This is a genomic window from Sphaerospermopsis aphanizomenoides BCCUSP55 (assembly GCF_001586785.1).
Lineage (GTDB): Bacteria > Cyanobacteriota > Cyanobacteriia > Cyanobacteriales > Nostocaceae > Sphaerospermopsis_A > Sphaerospermopsis_A aphanizomenoides_A.
Genome location: NZ_LUFH02000086.1, coordinates 1 through 13990 on the forward strand (window position 1 = coordinate 1; position 13990 = coordinate 13990).

Sequence of the window (13990 nt, forward strand, 5' to 3'; positions counted from 1 at the left end):
GGGCATTGGGCATTGGGCATTGGGCATTGGGCATTGGGTTATTAATCCTCCCCTGCTCCCCCTGCTTCCCCTGCTTCCCCTGCTTCCCTATTCCCTATTCCCTATTGCCTATGACAACCGTTTTAGCGATCGAGACCAGTTGTGATGAAACTGCTGTGGCAATTGTGAAAAATCGTCAAGTGTGCAGCAGTATCATAGCCTCACAAATTCCCGTCCATCAGCAATATGGGGGGGTAGTCCCAGAGGTAGCCTCACGCCAACACTTAGAAACTCTCAATCAACTAATAGCGCAAGCTATGGATGAAAGTTTGATGGACTGGGGACAAATTGATGGCATCGCTGCCACCTGTGCGCCAGGACTAGTAGGAGCGTTGTTAGTCGGGTTGACATCTGCCAAAACTCTGGCGATGGTACATCAGAAACCTTTTTTGGGAGTTCATCACCTGGAAGGACATATCTACGCGACTTACTTGGCACAACCCAATTTAGACCCCCCATTTCTTAGCTTACTCGTTTCAGGCGGACATACAAGCTTGATTTATGTTAAAGATTGTGGTAATTACGAAACCCTGGGAGAAACCCGTGATGATGCGGCGGGTGAAGCTTATGATAAAGTAGCGCGGTTATTAAAGTTGGGTTATCCTGGTGGCCCTATTATTGATAAGTTAGCTCAAACAGGCGATCCCCAAGCTTTTACACTTCCAGAAGGGAAAATTTCTCTGCCAGGTGGGGGTTATCATCCCTACGATGCTAGTTTTAGCGGGTTAAAAACTGCGGTGCTAAGGTTGGTACAGCAGTTAGAGAAAGATAGAGGTGAAGTACCAGTAGCTGATATTGCCGCCAGCTTTCAAGAAACTATAGCCAAAGCTTTAACCAAAAGAGCGATCGCCTGCGCCCGTGACTATGGAATAGATACAATTGCCGTAGGTGGGGGCGTAGCCGCTAACAGTGGACTGAGAAAGCACCTACAAGCTGCTGCTGAGGCACATAACCTAAGAGTCCTCTTTCCTCCCTTAAAATACTGCACTGACAATGCGGCCATGATAGGATGTGCCGCTGCTGACCATTTATCTCGTGGCCATATATCTCCTCTCACATTAGGAGTTCATTCTCGACTACCTCTGACTCAAGTAATGCAGTTGTATTAGGAGGCAGGAGCTAGAAAACTGAGCAATGATTATTGACCAATGACTATTGAGCGAATATGATGAGCAACTGCATCTGGCTGTTCTAACATGGCCAGATGTCCACAATCAGGAATTTCCATAAAATTATCGCCAACGTATTGAAAAAGCCGATGAAAACTAGCTAAATGGCGTACATACTTAGGTTCCATCACCTTGTCATCAGCACCAGCTAAAAAATAAACTGGCTGCTTTAGTTGTGACACTAACTGGGGTAAGCGGTTAACTTCTTCCTCCGTGGTAGAGTCTAACAGTGTTCCCAGTGCTGCTTCTGGATCAGCAACAACAAAATCAATTACCCGTTGACGCGCCCAATAGCGATCTAAAGGACGTGCTACACTTGCTCTAGTAAACAGCAAATCTATCAAAGGAAGTTGGTACAGCCAACGCGGGCGGACTTGTAAAAATTTCTGACCAGTGGAGCGAAACTGCTCAAATGCTTCTTTCAGATAGATACCGCCACCTGCATTAATACAAATTACGCCTTTAACACAATCAGGTAATAGAGCCGCAGTTGTTAAAGCAATAGTACCTCCCAAAGAATGACCAATTAGCCAAATACTAGAAAGATTCAGATGTTGCAGCAGAACTACTAAATCCTGAGAGTATGCAGATGGAGAATAGAGGGAATCACTGGTATATCTGGCTACATCATAATCTGTATTAGCAGTTGAGTTGTTAAAAGTTTCTGCTCGGTTCAAATCTAATATTGGCTGAGATTGAGATTGACCAAAACCTCGCAAATCATAAGATAAACACTGAAAATGCTCAGACAGCCGAGAAATTACAGGTTGCCAGTATCCACGACTATTGAGCCAACCGTGGATAAATACTAAAGCATGAGGGCAAGAGGTAGGAGCCGTTAACTCGTATGCGTGTGGAACGCCTAAGATTTCTATTGTTGCCATACGTATATAGTACCGCTTGGCAGGAGAGTGCTGAGTACCGAGTACCGAATGCTGAGTACCGAATGCTGAGTTCTGAGTTCTAAGGAATGAGTATGGCTTACGCCAAGCTATGCCTACGGCACGCTGCGCGAACGCTATCAGGAGTTCAGGATAAAGTTGTTTCCCGGCACCCCGCACCCCGCACCCCGCACCCGACACCCTATTTTCTTCATTGACCAAGCAACCTCAGCCGCACACCTTCAGCAATTTTGTGTCCCAAATATTCAGGGATCAGGCTTTCATTAGGACCTAATAAATAGAGTATCAGCCGTGTACGTCCCCGCCAAACTAACAAATTGGCATTTACTACCAGTAGGTCTTCCTGCCAGATGCCGTACATGACTTTATAAAATAATCCTGGCTGATTATCAGCTTCAATAACTAAGGCTGGGAGATGAAAAACTGGATCAACATAGAACTCGGTTTGTACTTGTTTTAAGCCAGCATTCAGGTTAAATTCCACAGCTAACATTTCTTCTACTTCAAACCGACTACCTAATGCCTCACGAATAGCGCGACAAACATTTTCGGCGGTTTTTTCAGTTAAAGCTTTGCTGCCACGAGACACTAGGAGTTTAATAAAAACTAACATTGGTGGTCGAATCTGACCATAAAGACTCAAACCATGAATAGTTAAACCATAAGCAGCTAGGACACCAAAAATATCGCTGAGGAGAAACGACTGATTACGGTATGCAAAATGCAACGCGCTTTTGTTCCCCTCCGATTTCATTTCTATAACAGCCCGTCTGGTTTTATAGAGACGGTAGGCCAGTCGTAAATTTTGAAGTTGAATCTCGCTGCTAACAAATTGCTCATAAAATTGGGGAAACGCTCTGTTAAAGCGTTTTAGGAGTTCTAGGGTCGAAGATTTTAAACCAGAAGTCATCGTTAGAGGTATAGCAGGTGACAGATCAGTCGCAGGTTCACCAAAATTCTAGGATTGGATATATCAGAATACCTCATGATGTAGTATTTTTCGGATTTACGCAGCTAGATGATTTTCAGAGATCGGGAACGGTTTATAGCGCGTTGTGGCATGGGAGATTTTTCATGCTCAAGGTCTAAGACCCAGCCCAAACCTCTAATTTCTCGTTTTCTATGAGTAAGTCCTAATTTTGATTTTAGTGGATAAAGAAAACACATCTGGAAAAAACCGAGAACAAAAAGATAACCCATCTCTGAAAAAATCCCCCAAGCTTTAGTTAGGGTAGTGTGAAAACAAAATGCTAAAGTTAAAAATGATTGGTGTGAATGATTCAGTAACTAGAATGTTACTATTGCCTATCCCCACACAACTAAACGCAAAATTTGGGTTTAAGTGTTAGGGGATACAGTAAATTCATTGATTGTACTGATGAATCAACGCTCTTAACGAGTGGCAACCAATTCAGTCATGTTACCCGAACCACGTCGGCATGGGTTTTTGGAAAACTTGGTTTAGTAGTTCTGAATCTGTAGCGACAAATAAAACAACTGCATTTGAGGAGTTTAAACGGGGAGATAGAAGTAACTCTACTGCCGCTAACGATAGTATCGTTTTCAGCACTGAGCGCGATATCGACCTGTATGAACTTGAAGAACTCTGTGATGCGGTTGGTTGGTCACGTCGCCCTCTGAGAAAAGTAAAAAAAGCCATCGAGCATAGTTTTCTCGTCGCGTCTATGTGGCAAGTACGAGGAAATCAAAGACGGTTGATTGGTTTTGCCCGTGCTACCTCAGATCATGCTTTTAATGCCACTATCTGGGATGTGGTAGTTCATCCAGACTTCCAAGGTCAAGGGATGGGTAAGGCATTGATGAAATATGTTCTCAAAAAACTCAGGAGTGAAGAAATTAGCAATGTTACTCTCTTTGCTGATCCCCATGTTGTAGATTTTTACCGGACTATGGGTTTTATGCCTGACCCAGAAGGTATTAAAGGGATGTTTTGGTATCCTCAATAATCCTCAATTTAACAAGAAACAGGTTGCCACTATAAATCTACTCTATTGACCAGGATGTACTACTGTTAACCAGTCTAGTTAAGCTCGGCTGTCTGGCAGAATCAAATCTGTCAGGCTAAATAAATAATTGGTCAAGGCAATTACCAGCTAAACCAAACCTATGGTCAGCAATTTCTCCAAGTAGATATAATTTAATTTTTTATGCCCCAGGGGGTTGGCAATCTGTTTGAAGTATGTTATCTTTAAAAAGATGCCAAGCAAAACTTAACGGCTGTTATGTAAAGCTAAAGCATCAAGTGGTTTTTCCGGGATGTAGCGCAGCTTGGTAGCGCGCCTGCTTTGGGAGCAGGATGCCGCAGGTTCAAATCCTGTCATCCCGATTTATAGCAAAAGATAAATAAATATATCTATTCCAGAGCGAATGGGAACAACATCTGAACTCCTGAACTCTAGAGGGGTGTGGGGGCAAGAAAATGGTTTAGGGGTGTGGAGAAGAAAAATAAATTCTTGCTCCTGCCTGTTGCCTCCTGTCTTCGTTCATTAGTCAGATTGTCACCCATAATTAAGAAAACGAATAAAATATCATTGTTCTGATCAGGAGTCCGGGGCATCACTCCACTCTTAAGAAGAAATATAATAGGCCAAGACAGCATTTAGTAATGAATAGCAAGGTCAAATTAAAAACAATTAGCTCAATCTATAAGTTATTTCTACATCAAATAACTTGCCAGATAAAAAAAACTAGTTGTTGCTGTATAAAACCAAACCATTTTTCTGATTGTCTAAGTTAATTCAATTATTGATATTGAAGTGAGGAGTAAGTTATGAAATCATTGGTTCGTTGGGGCTTAACATTGGGTTTAATAAGTAGTACGTTGCTAGGAAGTGTTGCAGCTATCAATAGTCCGGTGTTGGCATTATCTGAACAACAAATAAAAGATAAGTTAGACTCAGTACCAGTTTACTTGATTACAAATGATAAAGGTCTACCTCTAAGTCGTACTGTTCCTGCACAAAATGGACAACCAAGTACAACAGTGACAGGTGTATACATGAGTCGTCAGGAGGCTATGGCTTTTATTAAAGAGTTGCAGAAAGCCAAAAATAAAGATCCAAAACTAGAAGAAATGGCAAAAAAACTGCAAGTAACTGCTGTACCTCTAGGTGTCATTTATCAGCAATTGCAACAAAGCAAAAACCAGCAAAATCGTCTTTTATTTGCTTTTAAACCAGTAGACCAAGAACTGAAAGGGGCTTTAGACTTACTACGTGCCAGCGGTCAAAAAATAGATCAATTTAAAAGTGTACCTGTTTTTGCGGTGAGATTTGCACCAGATAAAGGATATGTCCCGATTCAATTGGGTGCAAATAAACAGCAAATGATTCCTCTATTTTTGAGTAAACAAGATGCACAAGGTTTGTTAACTCAAGTGAAACCAAAGTTTCCTAAAGCTGATATTCAAGTCATTGATGTAGATGGGGTGATTAAAACTTTAAAAGATAAAAATGATCCCTGGTTAAACCAAGTGGTGTTGGTGCCATCTCCAGAGTCGAGAGAATACATCAAGACTTTGCCGAGAAATAATAATGCTCCTAAGCCAAAAACATTACCTTCAAAATAAAAGTAAGCATGATGAAGCAACAGCCAGTTACTGGGATGGAGATTTGGGAGTGGCGAAATCAAGCTATTCAAGATGCGATCGCTCACAACATCCCACTCTTAGAAGTTGATTGGCTGTTGCAGGAAATAGCTGGTTTAGACCGTTTGTCACTGCGATTGGCATCTTTTAAAACATGGCAGCAGATTAAAATGCCGATGTCTTTAGCAGAGTTAGACCAGTTGTGGCAAAGACGCTTACATGAGCGATTGCCGGTGCAGTACATTGCTGGAGTTACACCTTGGCGCAGGTTTAAACTCGCTGTATCAAGTGCGGTTTTAATTCCCAGACCGGAAACAGAGATGTTGATTGATTTGGCTGTGGCCGCTGCTGAAAGTGGCGGTTTACAATCAGGTCATTGGGCAGATTTGGGGACGGGAAGTGGTGCGATCGCACTGGGATTAGCGGAAATATTGACAAATGCGACAATTCATGCTGTTGATGTTAGTGCAGAAGCCTTAGCCGTTGCTAAAACCAATGCGGAAAATTTAGGTTTTGGGGAACGGGTTAAATTTTATCAAGGTTCTTGGTGGAAACCGCTAAAATCGGTGAAGGGTCAGTTTAGCGGGATGGTATCAAATCCGCCTTATATTCCTAGTGATACGGTGCTGACTTTACAACCAGAAGTAGTGAAACATGAACCACATTTAGCTTTAGATGGTGGTGTGGATGGTTTAGATTGTATTCGTCATTTAATCGAAGCTTCCCCTGCTTATTTGTGTCCGGGTGGGGTTTGGTTGATTGAAATGATGGCGGGACAGGCGGAAACGGTGCGGGAATTATTGGCAAATAATGGTAATTATTGTGATATTTCTATTCATGCTGATTTAGCAGGAATTGAACGTTTTGCAGTGGCTTATGTCAAAAATGTCTGATTCTGACAAAAAAGATATTTAGGGAATACCAGCTTGTTGAAAAATTTGTTCAGAAGTAATTACCAACCCTGGAAACAGAGAATCTGCTAAACTATCTGTACCGCGTTTTGTTTGCGGACGTGCATCTGGATAGAAAATAGTTACAGTTTTCGCTTTAGGATCTATTACCCAAACTCTCATCACACCAGCATCAAGATAATCTGTAGCTTTGGCGCTCATCTCTCCAAAAGATTGATCCGGTGATATAATTTCAATTACTAAATCTGGGGGAATAGGACAAGCTTCATTTTCAATTACATCATTAGGAAACCGAGAATAGGAAATATATAATAAGTCCGGTACAGGAACCCAATCTTTACCACGAATTCTTAAAATAACCGCCCATTCTACACCAATTTCACCTTTATTTTCTGCCCATTGAGTAAGAATTAGACATAAGGCTATAGTTAATCGGGAATGGAATCTTTTTGGTGACATTTTCGGTTGTGCTTCCCCGTTAACTAATTCGTAGGTGATATCCTCTTCTGGAAGAGTGAGAAATTCTTCTAGTGTCAGTTGATGTTTAATAGCAATCATACATAAATTGATTTATTAAGGTGTTAATTTTGTCTGAATCAGGATATCCAGGATTAAAGGATTTACAGGATATTGTTTATCTGTGTTCATCTGCGTTCATCTGCGTTTTATTTTGGATGTTTTTTATTTAGTGTTATTGTTAGATGATGTTTTTTTAACGAACCGCTCTAGACGCAGAGGACACAGAGAAGAAATTTCAAGTTAGTAAGGTTTAGATATCTGATTTTTTGGTTAATCCTTATTATATCAAATGTGGGTTATTTTGAGAATATCAAATAAAATCCTGTACATCCTTTAATCCTGGACATCCTGATTCAGACAATCTTAATAATTTTTTGTAACTTTTACAGACTACAATTTACAAGTCTCGACGCGAGAAAAGAAGTATACTTAATAATCCGCCCAACGCAAAACGAAAAACGCGTTCTCCTTGGGGTAAGTGTGCTGTTGGTGCTTTTTTATTAAAAGTAATATCTTTGATTATTGCTACCAGCTTACCCTTATTTATCTCCTATGCAACAGCGTTACAATTTCTACCACTCCCAACAACACCTTCTTTACCTCCTAGCCAGGAAATGAACAAACCAGTAAAATTACCTTAGTGCTGATATTACCATCCTGGTAATTAAAAATCACAGCTACACAGACAAAACCCGTCTGCACGGGTTTATTTCAACATATATATAAGTAGTTTGCTGATATTGTATGAATGTTTCTCTAGAAGTCCTGATCAACTCTGCAAAAGCCGGAAAACTAATTAGCTTCCCTACAGATACTGTTCCCGCGTTGGCCACCATACCGGAAAAGGCAGAATTGATTTATATTGCTAAACAACGTAGTTTAGATAAACCGTTGATTTTAATGGCTGCTAACGCTGAAGATTTATGGGATTATGTGAAAGGCGATAATATTGAATATGAAATTTGGCAAGAGGTAGTTAATAAATATTGGCCTGGTGCGTTGACTTTGGTTTTACCAGCTAGTAATAAAGTTCCTAAAGTCATGAATCCTGGTGATCCAACGACTATTGGTGTTAGAGTACCAAATCATCAAGTTGCTAAAAATATTTTGGCACAAACTGGACCAATGGCTACAACTAGTGTCAACTTATCAGGACAACCAGCATTAGAAAATCGAGACGAAATAGCAGAAAATTTTCCAGATGTTCTCACTGTAGAAGCGACAGAATATAAAGGTTTAGGAACACCTTCTACCGTTGCTAAATGGACGGGGAAAGATTGGCAAATTTTGCGACAAGGAGTAATTAAAATTGATAATTGATAATTTAAATAGGTTAGGATTGAAAAATTCACAAAATGTTAATGCTACTGAGTAAAATTTTATATGACTAGCTTAAATGAATGGTTATATTTAGGAACAGGAATAGGATTAGGAATAGGTTTTTGTAGATTATTCCTACAGTCATCTAAATCTCCATCTAGCCCTGCGCCTATAGCCCCACAGCAGCAAGAAACCAAAATTTTACAAGAATTAAAGCAAACTCAATTAGCTTATGAAATGGCTAGGGAAATGAGCCAGTTTAAAGCAGGTTTTTTGGCAAGGACTACCCATGAATTGCGATCGCCCCTCAATGGTTTAATTGGATTACATCAGTTAATTTTGAACGATTTGTGTGAAAATACAGCCGAAGAAAGGGAATTTGTAGGACAAGCTTATGAGCGATCGCTAAAATTGCTAAAGATGATTGATGAAATTCTCAGTGTCGCCAGAACTGAACAAGGTAAAAATAAATTAGAGATTGAGTCAATACAACTAACTCCTGTTTTGCAGGAAGTTCATCAATTAACTTATATGCTGGCGGCAAATCGTAATTATCATTTTACTTTATCATTACCAGAACCAGATATTTACGTTTTAGCAGACAATCGCTGGTTACGTCAAATATTAGTTAATTTAGTTGATACTACCATTTTACAAATGGAAGAAGGCAGTATTTATCTTTCTGCCAATATTGCATCTACAAATAATTGTGTTCATATATATTTGGATATTCCAACTCATGCTGTGATTTACAGTGAGAAAATAGATTTGATGGCATCTGAACAAAAGATAGATGCAGAAAATACTAATATATCATCAGGAATGAAGCTTTTACTAAATCAAAGATTACTAGAAGTGATGGGAGGAAAACTAGAAATTGTTCCCTCTAACATCACTAAAGAAGTAACACAAGATTGGACTAGGTTACAAATATCTATGCCCCTAGGGATTCCTGAAGCTGAACTTCCCCAGTCGGAAGAGAAACTAGGTTAGATTGATTGTATAGTACCATCGTGGTTGTACTATTAGTTTTAAACCCAATTTTTTCGTAAAATGCTTGTTGGTGAGTAGTCATTAGATAAATACGCTCGACTTGCATCCGGGGATGACTTAAAACAGTTTCTACTAATTTAATTCCTAGTCCATTACCTTGATACTCTGGGTGAATAACAACATCCCAAATTGTAGCGCGATAGATGCCATCAGAATTAGCTCTTGCAAAGCCAATTAGTTGTTCTCTATCCCAAACAGAAATTACAGGTTCACTGTTAGCAATAGCTATGCTTAAATCCTCTATACTACGTCCTTTTGCCCAAAAAGCAGCAAGATTAAACAAGTTCTGGAGTTGGTAAAGATCAATTTCCGCATGGCGATCACTAAACCGAATTTGAGAATTTTTCATTTACAGACACCCAATCGTGGTAGTATCTTCGCTTCTGTTATGCCATATTTTGCGGGAAATTACTGCAACTGTACATATATATGCAACTAATTAATTATTAATTAATTATTAAAATTTGTTACAGGAGTGGAAAACAGGCAATACTTATCGGTTAGGGAGTATGCCAAATGTTTAAGTTGATTTTTTTTAAATCTGGCAATTACTTCCAGGCTTGATATGAATTAACCGCAAAGAACGCAAAGAACGCAAAGTTAAGAGGGTTTAAGAGAGTTTTTTCAAAATTGGTATGCTACCATCTGTTAAGCTCAAAACATTAAATCAGGTTGGTTGGTTTGACGATTTTTGAACAGTAATTGACCGAACATAATATTACTGGGAATTTTCCACCCAATTTAAACACAACTGCCGGAAATCTTCACCTCTGACTTCAAAATTAGGATATTGATCAAAACTCGCGCAAGCCGGAGATAATAACACTACCGAAGCTTGATGTTGTTTTGCTAATTCTGCGGACTTGGGTACAGCATTTGCCATTGTTTCCACAATTTCATAATTACTATATCCCACTTCTTCTAAACGTTGAGCAAAAGCATTTGCAGCATTACCAATGAGTAAAACAGCAGCAGCTTTATCTTTAATTTTATTTAACCAACCTGTATCATCTCCTGCTTTTGCTTCACCACCAGCAATTAAAATAGCCGGACTGTTTACCGATGCTAAACCAACTTCTGCTGCATCATAATTTGTGGCTTTACTATCATTAATAAAATCAATTCCTTCCCATGTACAAATATGTTCTAACCGATGGGGAACTCCAGGAAATTCACGCACTGCGCGGGATATTGCTTCAAGATCAATTCCTGCTAACCGCGCTGCACCTACTGACATGAGGAGATTTTGTTGGTTATGTTCTCCTACCATTCGCAAAGCAGAAACTTCAACAATTGGCTGAGGTGGGGAATTTGCAGATAATTTTTCTATTACCCAACCATTTTCTATATAAAAGCCTTTTTCACCAATTAAAAAATCCGCACCTTTTACACTTGTCCAATAAGCATCCGGCCAATGATTTAATCCAACATTGTTTAAATAAACATCATCGCCGTTGAATATCTGCAACTGCGAATTTTTTAACAGTTTGGCTTTAATATTGTAGTAATTTTCTAATGTTTTGTGACGGGCTAAATGGTCTGGTGTGAAAGTTGTCCAAATACCAATGCGAGGAGAAAGCGTCACAGAAGATTCTATTTGATAACTACTCAGTTCTCCTATTACCCAATCTACAGGATTTTGGGTTTGAAATTCTGTTCCCTGTTCCCTGTTAAGAGTTCCCTTTAATGCCACTTCACAGGCAGCATAACCGATGTTACCACAGGCGGGAGCGTTAAATCCTGCGGCTTGAAAAATGGCAGCAGTTAGCGCAGTGGTGGTAGTTTTACCATTTGTACCGGTGATGGCTACCCAAGGAATATCCTGCAAATGTCTCCATGCTAGTTCCATTTCCCCAATGGTTTCAATTCCTAACTCTCGCGCTTTCAGCAAGATGGGAATGTCCCAAGGTACACCGGGACTAACAACTATTAATTGAGGTAATTTGTTAGCTAATTTTAAACTTTCTACGTCTGGTGTGTGTCCTAATTTAACGGTAATTTGTTCCTGAGCAAGTTCTTGTTGTTGTTCCAGGAGGTTTGGGGAGGTGCTACTATCGCTTAATTCCACCTCCCAACCTTCCTGTTTCAACAATCTTGCCGCAGCAACACCGGACTTTCCCAATCCAATCACAACAGCTTCTGGCATAGACTGTGTAGCATCATCCCTGGTTAAGCTACCCTATACTAGCGTTAATTGGCAAAAATTACACCTGTTTTTGTTGTCTTTTGCTACAGATTTTTCACAATTGACCCAAAGTCAGCTAGTACACGGGCATGATTTCGCAATAATCCCAGCAAATTTAAGCGATTTTGCTTGATATCGGGATTTGGATCCATGACCAAAACGCTATCTTCCCCATCAAAGAATTTACTCACAGTGGGAGCAATTTTTTCTAGTGCGGCTATTAACAGTTGATAGTTGCGTGTTTGTTGCGCGGTTTGGGTTTGGGGAACTAGTTCTACTAAGGCGTTGTAGAATGCTGACTCAGAAGCTTTTTGGAATAATTCGGGTTTAACTACCGCTGTGGGTTCTAACTGCTGGAAGTCTAAATTACCTTGTGCAGCGAGTCGAGTAGAACGGTTGACGGTTTCGTAGATTTTATCTAATGTACCATCGTTGCGGATTTGTTGTAGATAAAGGGCGCGATCGCGTACATCTAATAAATCCTGTAATGCGCGTTCTGTGTATTCTGGGTCATTTTCTCCCAAAACCGCATTTACCAAGTCATAATCTATCTGTTTTTCTTCTTGTAATAAAGTGCGGATACGTTGCAGGAAAAACTCTCGTAAAGTGCTAATTAAAGATTTGACATCTTTATTAAATGTGGTGGCAAATTCTGTGGCTATTTCCTCTAATAGTTGGGATAGATTAAGTTTTAATCCTCCTTCTTTGGTAACTCTTCTATTTTCAGTAGTAATTGCTAACCAAATAATTTGAATTAATCCATTAGCTGCACGTCTTAATGCAAAAGGATCAGAAGAACCTGTAGGTATTAAACCTAATCCAAATATGCAAATCAGTGTATCTAATCTGTCAGCTAAAGCTACAATTTTACCAGTGAGAGTTAAGGGTAACAAGCCATCTGGGATCTCATTTTCTGCTGCTAACTCCTCTTGTTTAATTGTTCTAACTGGCCAATAATGTTCCATTATTGCCGTTGCAACTTCGGGATCTTCACCACTTACTGAAGCATATTTTTCTCCCATTATTCCTTGTAATTCAGGAAACTCAAATACCATTTGAGTTACTAAATCTGCTTTGCACAATAAAGCTGCTCTTTTGATTTTTTGACGCTGTTCTTCCTCTAAATGCAATTGATCACTGATTCTTTCTGCAATTTTAACAATGCGATCTACCTTGGCGCGGACAGAACCTAAATCTTCTTGAAATGTGACTGTTTCTAATTGAGGTAAAAAGCTTTCTAAAGGTTTAGCTCTATCAGCTTCATAGAAAAATCTTCCATCTGCCAACCTAGCACGAACTACTCTTTCGTTCCCAACAGCAATGATATCTGATTTTTCAGGGTTGCCGTTAGAAATAGTGATGAACTTGGGTAATAATTCTTGCTGATAACCATCTTTAAACACAGGAAAATATCGCTGGTGAGTTACCATAACTTCTGTAATTACTTCTTTAGGTAACTCCAAAAACTCAGGTTCAAACTTGCCCACAACTGCGGATGGATATTCAACAAGATTGATGACTTCTTCTAATAAGTCAGGGTAAAATACTGTAGAGCCACCAGCCTCTTTTGCTGCTTTCTTAACTTGTTCAACAATGATGTTTTCCCGTTCTTCTGGTGAAACGATGACAAAACCAGAACGCAAGGTATTTACATATTCTGTTGCGTGGGAAATGGTTACAGGTTCGGGATGTAAAACGCGATGGGTTTGAGAAATGCGATCGCTTTTAACTATCTTTTCACCGTTTTTTAATTCTAAGGGCAAAACATCCCCATCTAACAAAGCCACTAACCAGCGAATAGGACGGGAAAACCTACCATCACCGCTTCCCCAACGCATCAAACGTTTTCCTTCCAAACTCCAAACCCACTGGGGAACGAGTTCCGTCAAAATTTCCGCAACTGGCCGGCCAGGAGTCTTTTTTTGAATAAAGACAAAATCACCTTTTTCTGTAGGTCGAATTTCAAAAGCTGACAATTCCACACCTTGTTTTTTAGCGAAACCAACTGCTGCGGGGGTAGGTTGACCATCTTTAAAAGCTGCTTGTGCGGGTGGCCCCTTAATTTCTTCTTCTTTGTCTGGTTGCTGGGATGGTAAACCTGTGATGAGAACCGCTAACCGTCGGGGAGTTCCATACACTTCCACCGTTTCCGCTTTGAGGTTGTTAGCTGCCAGAGTTTGAGGAATACGCGATCGCCATTGTACTATGGCACTACTCAAAAAGTTTGCAGGTAGTTCTTCTGTACCAACTTCTAATAAAAACGCAGGCATAGGTCACTAATCTTT

The 13990-nt window shown here is 39.9% G+C and carries 12 protein-coding genes and 1 tRNA gene; 7 read left to right on the plus strand and 6 right to left on the minus strand.

Features of this window, described 5'->3' with window-relative positions; all coding sequences use genetic code 11:
* Positions 1-110: 110 nt before the first annotated feature.
* Positions 111-1148 (plus strand): tRNA (adenosine(37)-N6)-threonylcarbamoyltransferase complex transferase subunit TsaD, encoded by a 1038-nt coding sequence (tsaD, locus tag A0J48_RS19620; RefSeq protein WP_200326030.1) that lies wholly within the window; start codon positions 111-113, stop codon positions 1146-1148.
* Between the two features lie 29 nt (positions 1149-1177).
* Here the strand turns inward: tsaD and A0J48_RS19625 are convergent, their stop codons facing one another.
* Complete coding sequence (locus tag A0J48_RS19625; RefSeq protein WP_200326032.1) at positions 1178-2092, minus strand: alpha/beta fold hydrolase; 915 nt, start codon at positions 2090-2092, stop codon at positions 1178-1180.
* Positions 2093-2300: 208 nt separating this feature from the next.
* Positions 2301-3020 carry a hypothetical protein gene (locus A0J48_RS19630; RefSeq protein WP_200326035.1) on the minus strand — a complete coding sequence of 240 codons (720 nt, stop codon included), beginning with the start codon at positions 3018-3020 and terminating at the stop codon, positions 2301-2303.
* Positions 3021-3549: 529 nt separating this feature from the next.
* Between A0J48_RS19630 and A0J48_RS19635 the strand changes: the two genes are divergently transcribed.
* From A0J48_RS19635 to prmC, 4 genes are all read left to right on the plus strand, one after another.
* Complete coding sequence (locus A0J48_RS19635; protein ID WP_200326036.1) at positions 3550-4077, plus strand: GNAT family N-acetyltransferase; 528 nt, start codon at positions 3550-3552, stop codon at positions 4075-4077.
* Between the two features lie 306 nt (positions 4078-4383).
* Positions 4384-4457: transfer RNA gene (locus tag A0J48_RS19640), tRNA-Pro, on the plus strand.
* 444 nt (positions 4458-4901) lie between these two features.
* Complete coding sequence (locus A0J48_RS19645) at positions 4902-5699, plus strand: Tic22 family protein (RefSeq protein WP_200326037.1); 798 nt, start codon at positions 4902-4904, stop codon at positions 5697-5699.
* Positions 5700-5707: 8 nt separating this feature from the next.
* Complete coding sequence (prmC, locus tag A0J48_RS19650; RefSeq protein ID WP_200326038.1) at positions 5708-6610, plus strand: peptide chain release factor N(5)-glutamine methyltransferase; 903 nt, start codon at positions 5708-5710, stop codon at positions 6608-6610.
* An 18-nt stretch (positions 6611-6628) separates the two neighbouring features.
* On the opposite strand, the gene A0J48_RS19655 is transcribed toward prmC, so the two are convergent.
* Positions 6629-7186: a Uma2 family endonuclease gene (locus tag A0J48_RS19655; protein ID WP_200326039.1), complete on the minus strand. Its 558-nt coding sequence runs from the start codon at positions 7184-7186 to the stop codon at positions 6629-6631.
* A 705-nt stretch (positions 7187-7891) separates the two neighbouring features.
* Between A0J48_RS19655 and A0J48_RS19660 the strand changes: the two genes are divergently transcribed.
* Together A0J48_RS19660 and A0J48_RS19665 are read left to right on the plus strand one after the other, a co-directional pair.
* Positions 7892-8467 carry an L-threonylcarbamoyladenylate synthase gene (locus A0J48_RS19660; protein ID WP_200326040.1) on the plus strand — a complete coding sequence of 192 codons (576 nt, stop codon included), beginning with the start codon at positions 7892-7894 and terminating at the stop codon, positions 8465-8467.
* A gap of 63 nt (positions 8468-8530) precedes the next feature.
* A complete protein-coding gene (locus tag A0J48_RS19665; RefSeq protein WP_200326041.1) occupies positions 8531-9460 on the plus strand; it encodes a sensor histidine kinase in 930 nt (309 codons plus the stop codon).
* Here A0J48_RS19665 and A0J48_RS19670 read toward each other — a convergent pair.
* The 3 genes from A0J48_RS19670 to glyS form a co-directional block, all read right to left on the minus strand.
* A complete protein-coding gene (locus A0J48_RS19670; RefSeq protein WP_200326043.1) occupies positions 9402-9869 on the minus strand; it encodes a GNAT family N-acetyltransferase in 468 nt (155 codons plus the stop codon). The two genes, A0J48_RS19665 and A0J48_RS19670, sit on opposite strands and share 59 nt — an antisense overlap.
* Before the next feature lie 369 nt (positions 9870-10238).
* Positions 10239-11666 (minus strand): UDP-N-acetylmuramoyl-L-alanine--D-glutamate ligase, encoded by a 1428-nt coding sequence (gene murD, locus A0J48_RS19675; RefSeq protein ID WP_200326045.1) that lies wholly within the window; start codon positions 11664-11666, stop codon positions 10239-10241.
* 83 nt (positions 11667-11749) lie between these two features.
* Complete coding sequence (gene glyS, locus A0J48_RS19680) at positions 11750-13975, minus strand: glycine--tRNA ligase subunit beta (protein ID WP_200326047.1); 2226 nt, start codon at positions 13973-13975, stop codon at positions 11750-11752.
* Between the last annotated feature and the right edge of the window lie 15 nt (positions 13976-13990).

Bases quoted from the DNA above. Each gene is read 5' to 3' on its own strand.
- murD (WP_200326045.1), bottom strand. From the start codon at position 11,666: ATGCCAGAAGCTGTTGTGATTGGATTGGGAAAGTCCGGTGTTGCTGCG.
- A0J48_RS19645 (WP_200326037.1), top strand. From the start codon at position 4,902: ATGAAATCATTGGTTCGTTGGGGCTTAACATTGGGTTTAATAAGTAGT.
- A0J48_RS19660 (WP_200326040.1), top strand. From the start codon at position 7,892: ATGAATGTTTCTCTAGAAGTCCTGATCAACTCTGCAAAAGCCGGAAAA.
- prmC (WP_200326038.1), top strand. From the start codon at position 5,708: ATGATGAAGCAACAGCCAGTTACTGGGATGGAGATTTGGGAGTGGCGA.
- glyS (WP_200326047.1), bottom strand. From the start codon at position 13,975: ATGCCTGCGTTTTTATTAGAAGTTGGTACAGAAGAACTACCTGCAAAC.
- A0J48_RS19670 (WP_200326043.1), bottom strand. From the start codon at position 9,869: ATGAAAAATTCTCAAATTCGGTTTAGTGATCGCCATGCGGAAATTGAT.
- A0J48_RS19655 (WP_200326039.1), bottom strand. From the start codon at position 7,186: ATGATTGCTATTAAACATCAACTGACACTAGAAGAATTTCTCACTCTT.
- A0J48_RS19665 (WP_200326041.1), top strand. From the start codon at position 8,531: ATGACTAGCTTAAATGAATGGTTATATTTAGGAACAGGAATAGGATTA.
- A0J48_RS19630 (WP_200326035.1), bottom strand. From the start codon at position 3,020: ATGACTTCTGGTTTAAAATCTTCGACCCTAGAACTCCTAAAACGCTTT.
- A0J48_RS19635 (WP_200326036.1), top strand. From the start codon at position 3,550: ATGGGTTTTTGGAAAACTTGGTTTAGTAGTTCTGAATCTGTAGCGACA.
- tsaD (WP_200326030.1), top strand. From the start codon at position 111: ATGACAACCGTTTTAGCGATCGAGACCAGTTGTGATGAAACTGCTGTG.
- A0J48_RS19625 (WP_200326032.1), bottom strand. From the start codon at position 2,092: ATGGCAACAATAGAAATCTTAGGCGTTCCACACGCATACGAGTTAACG.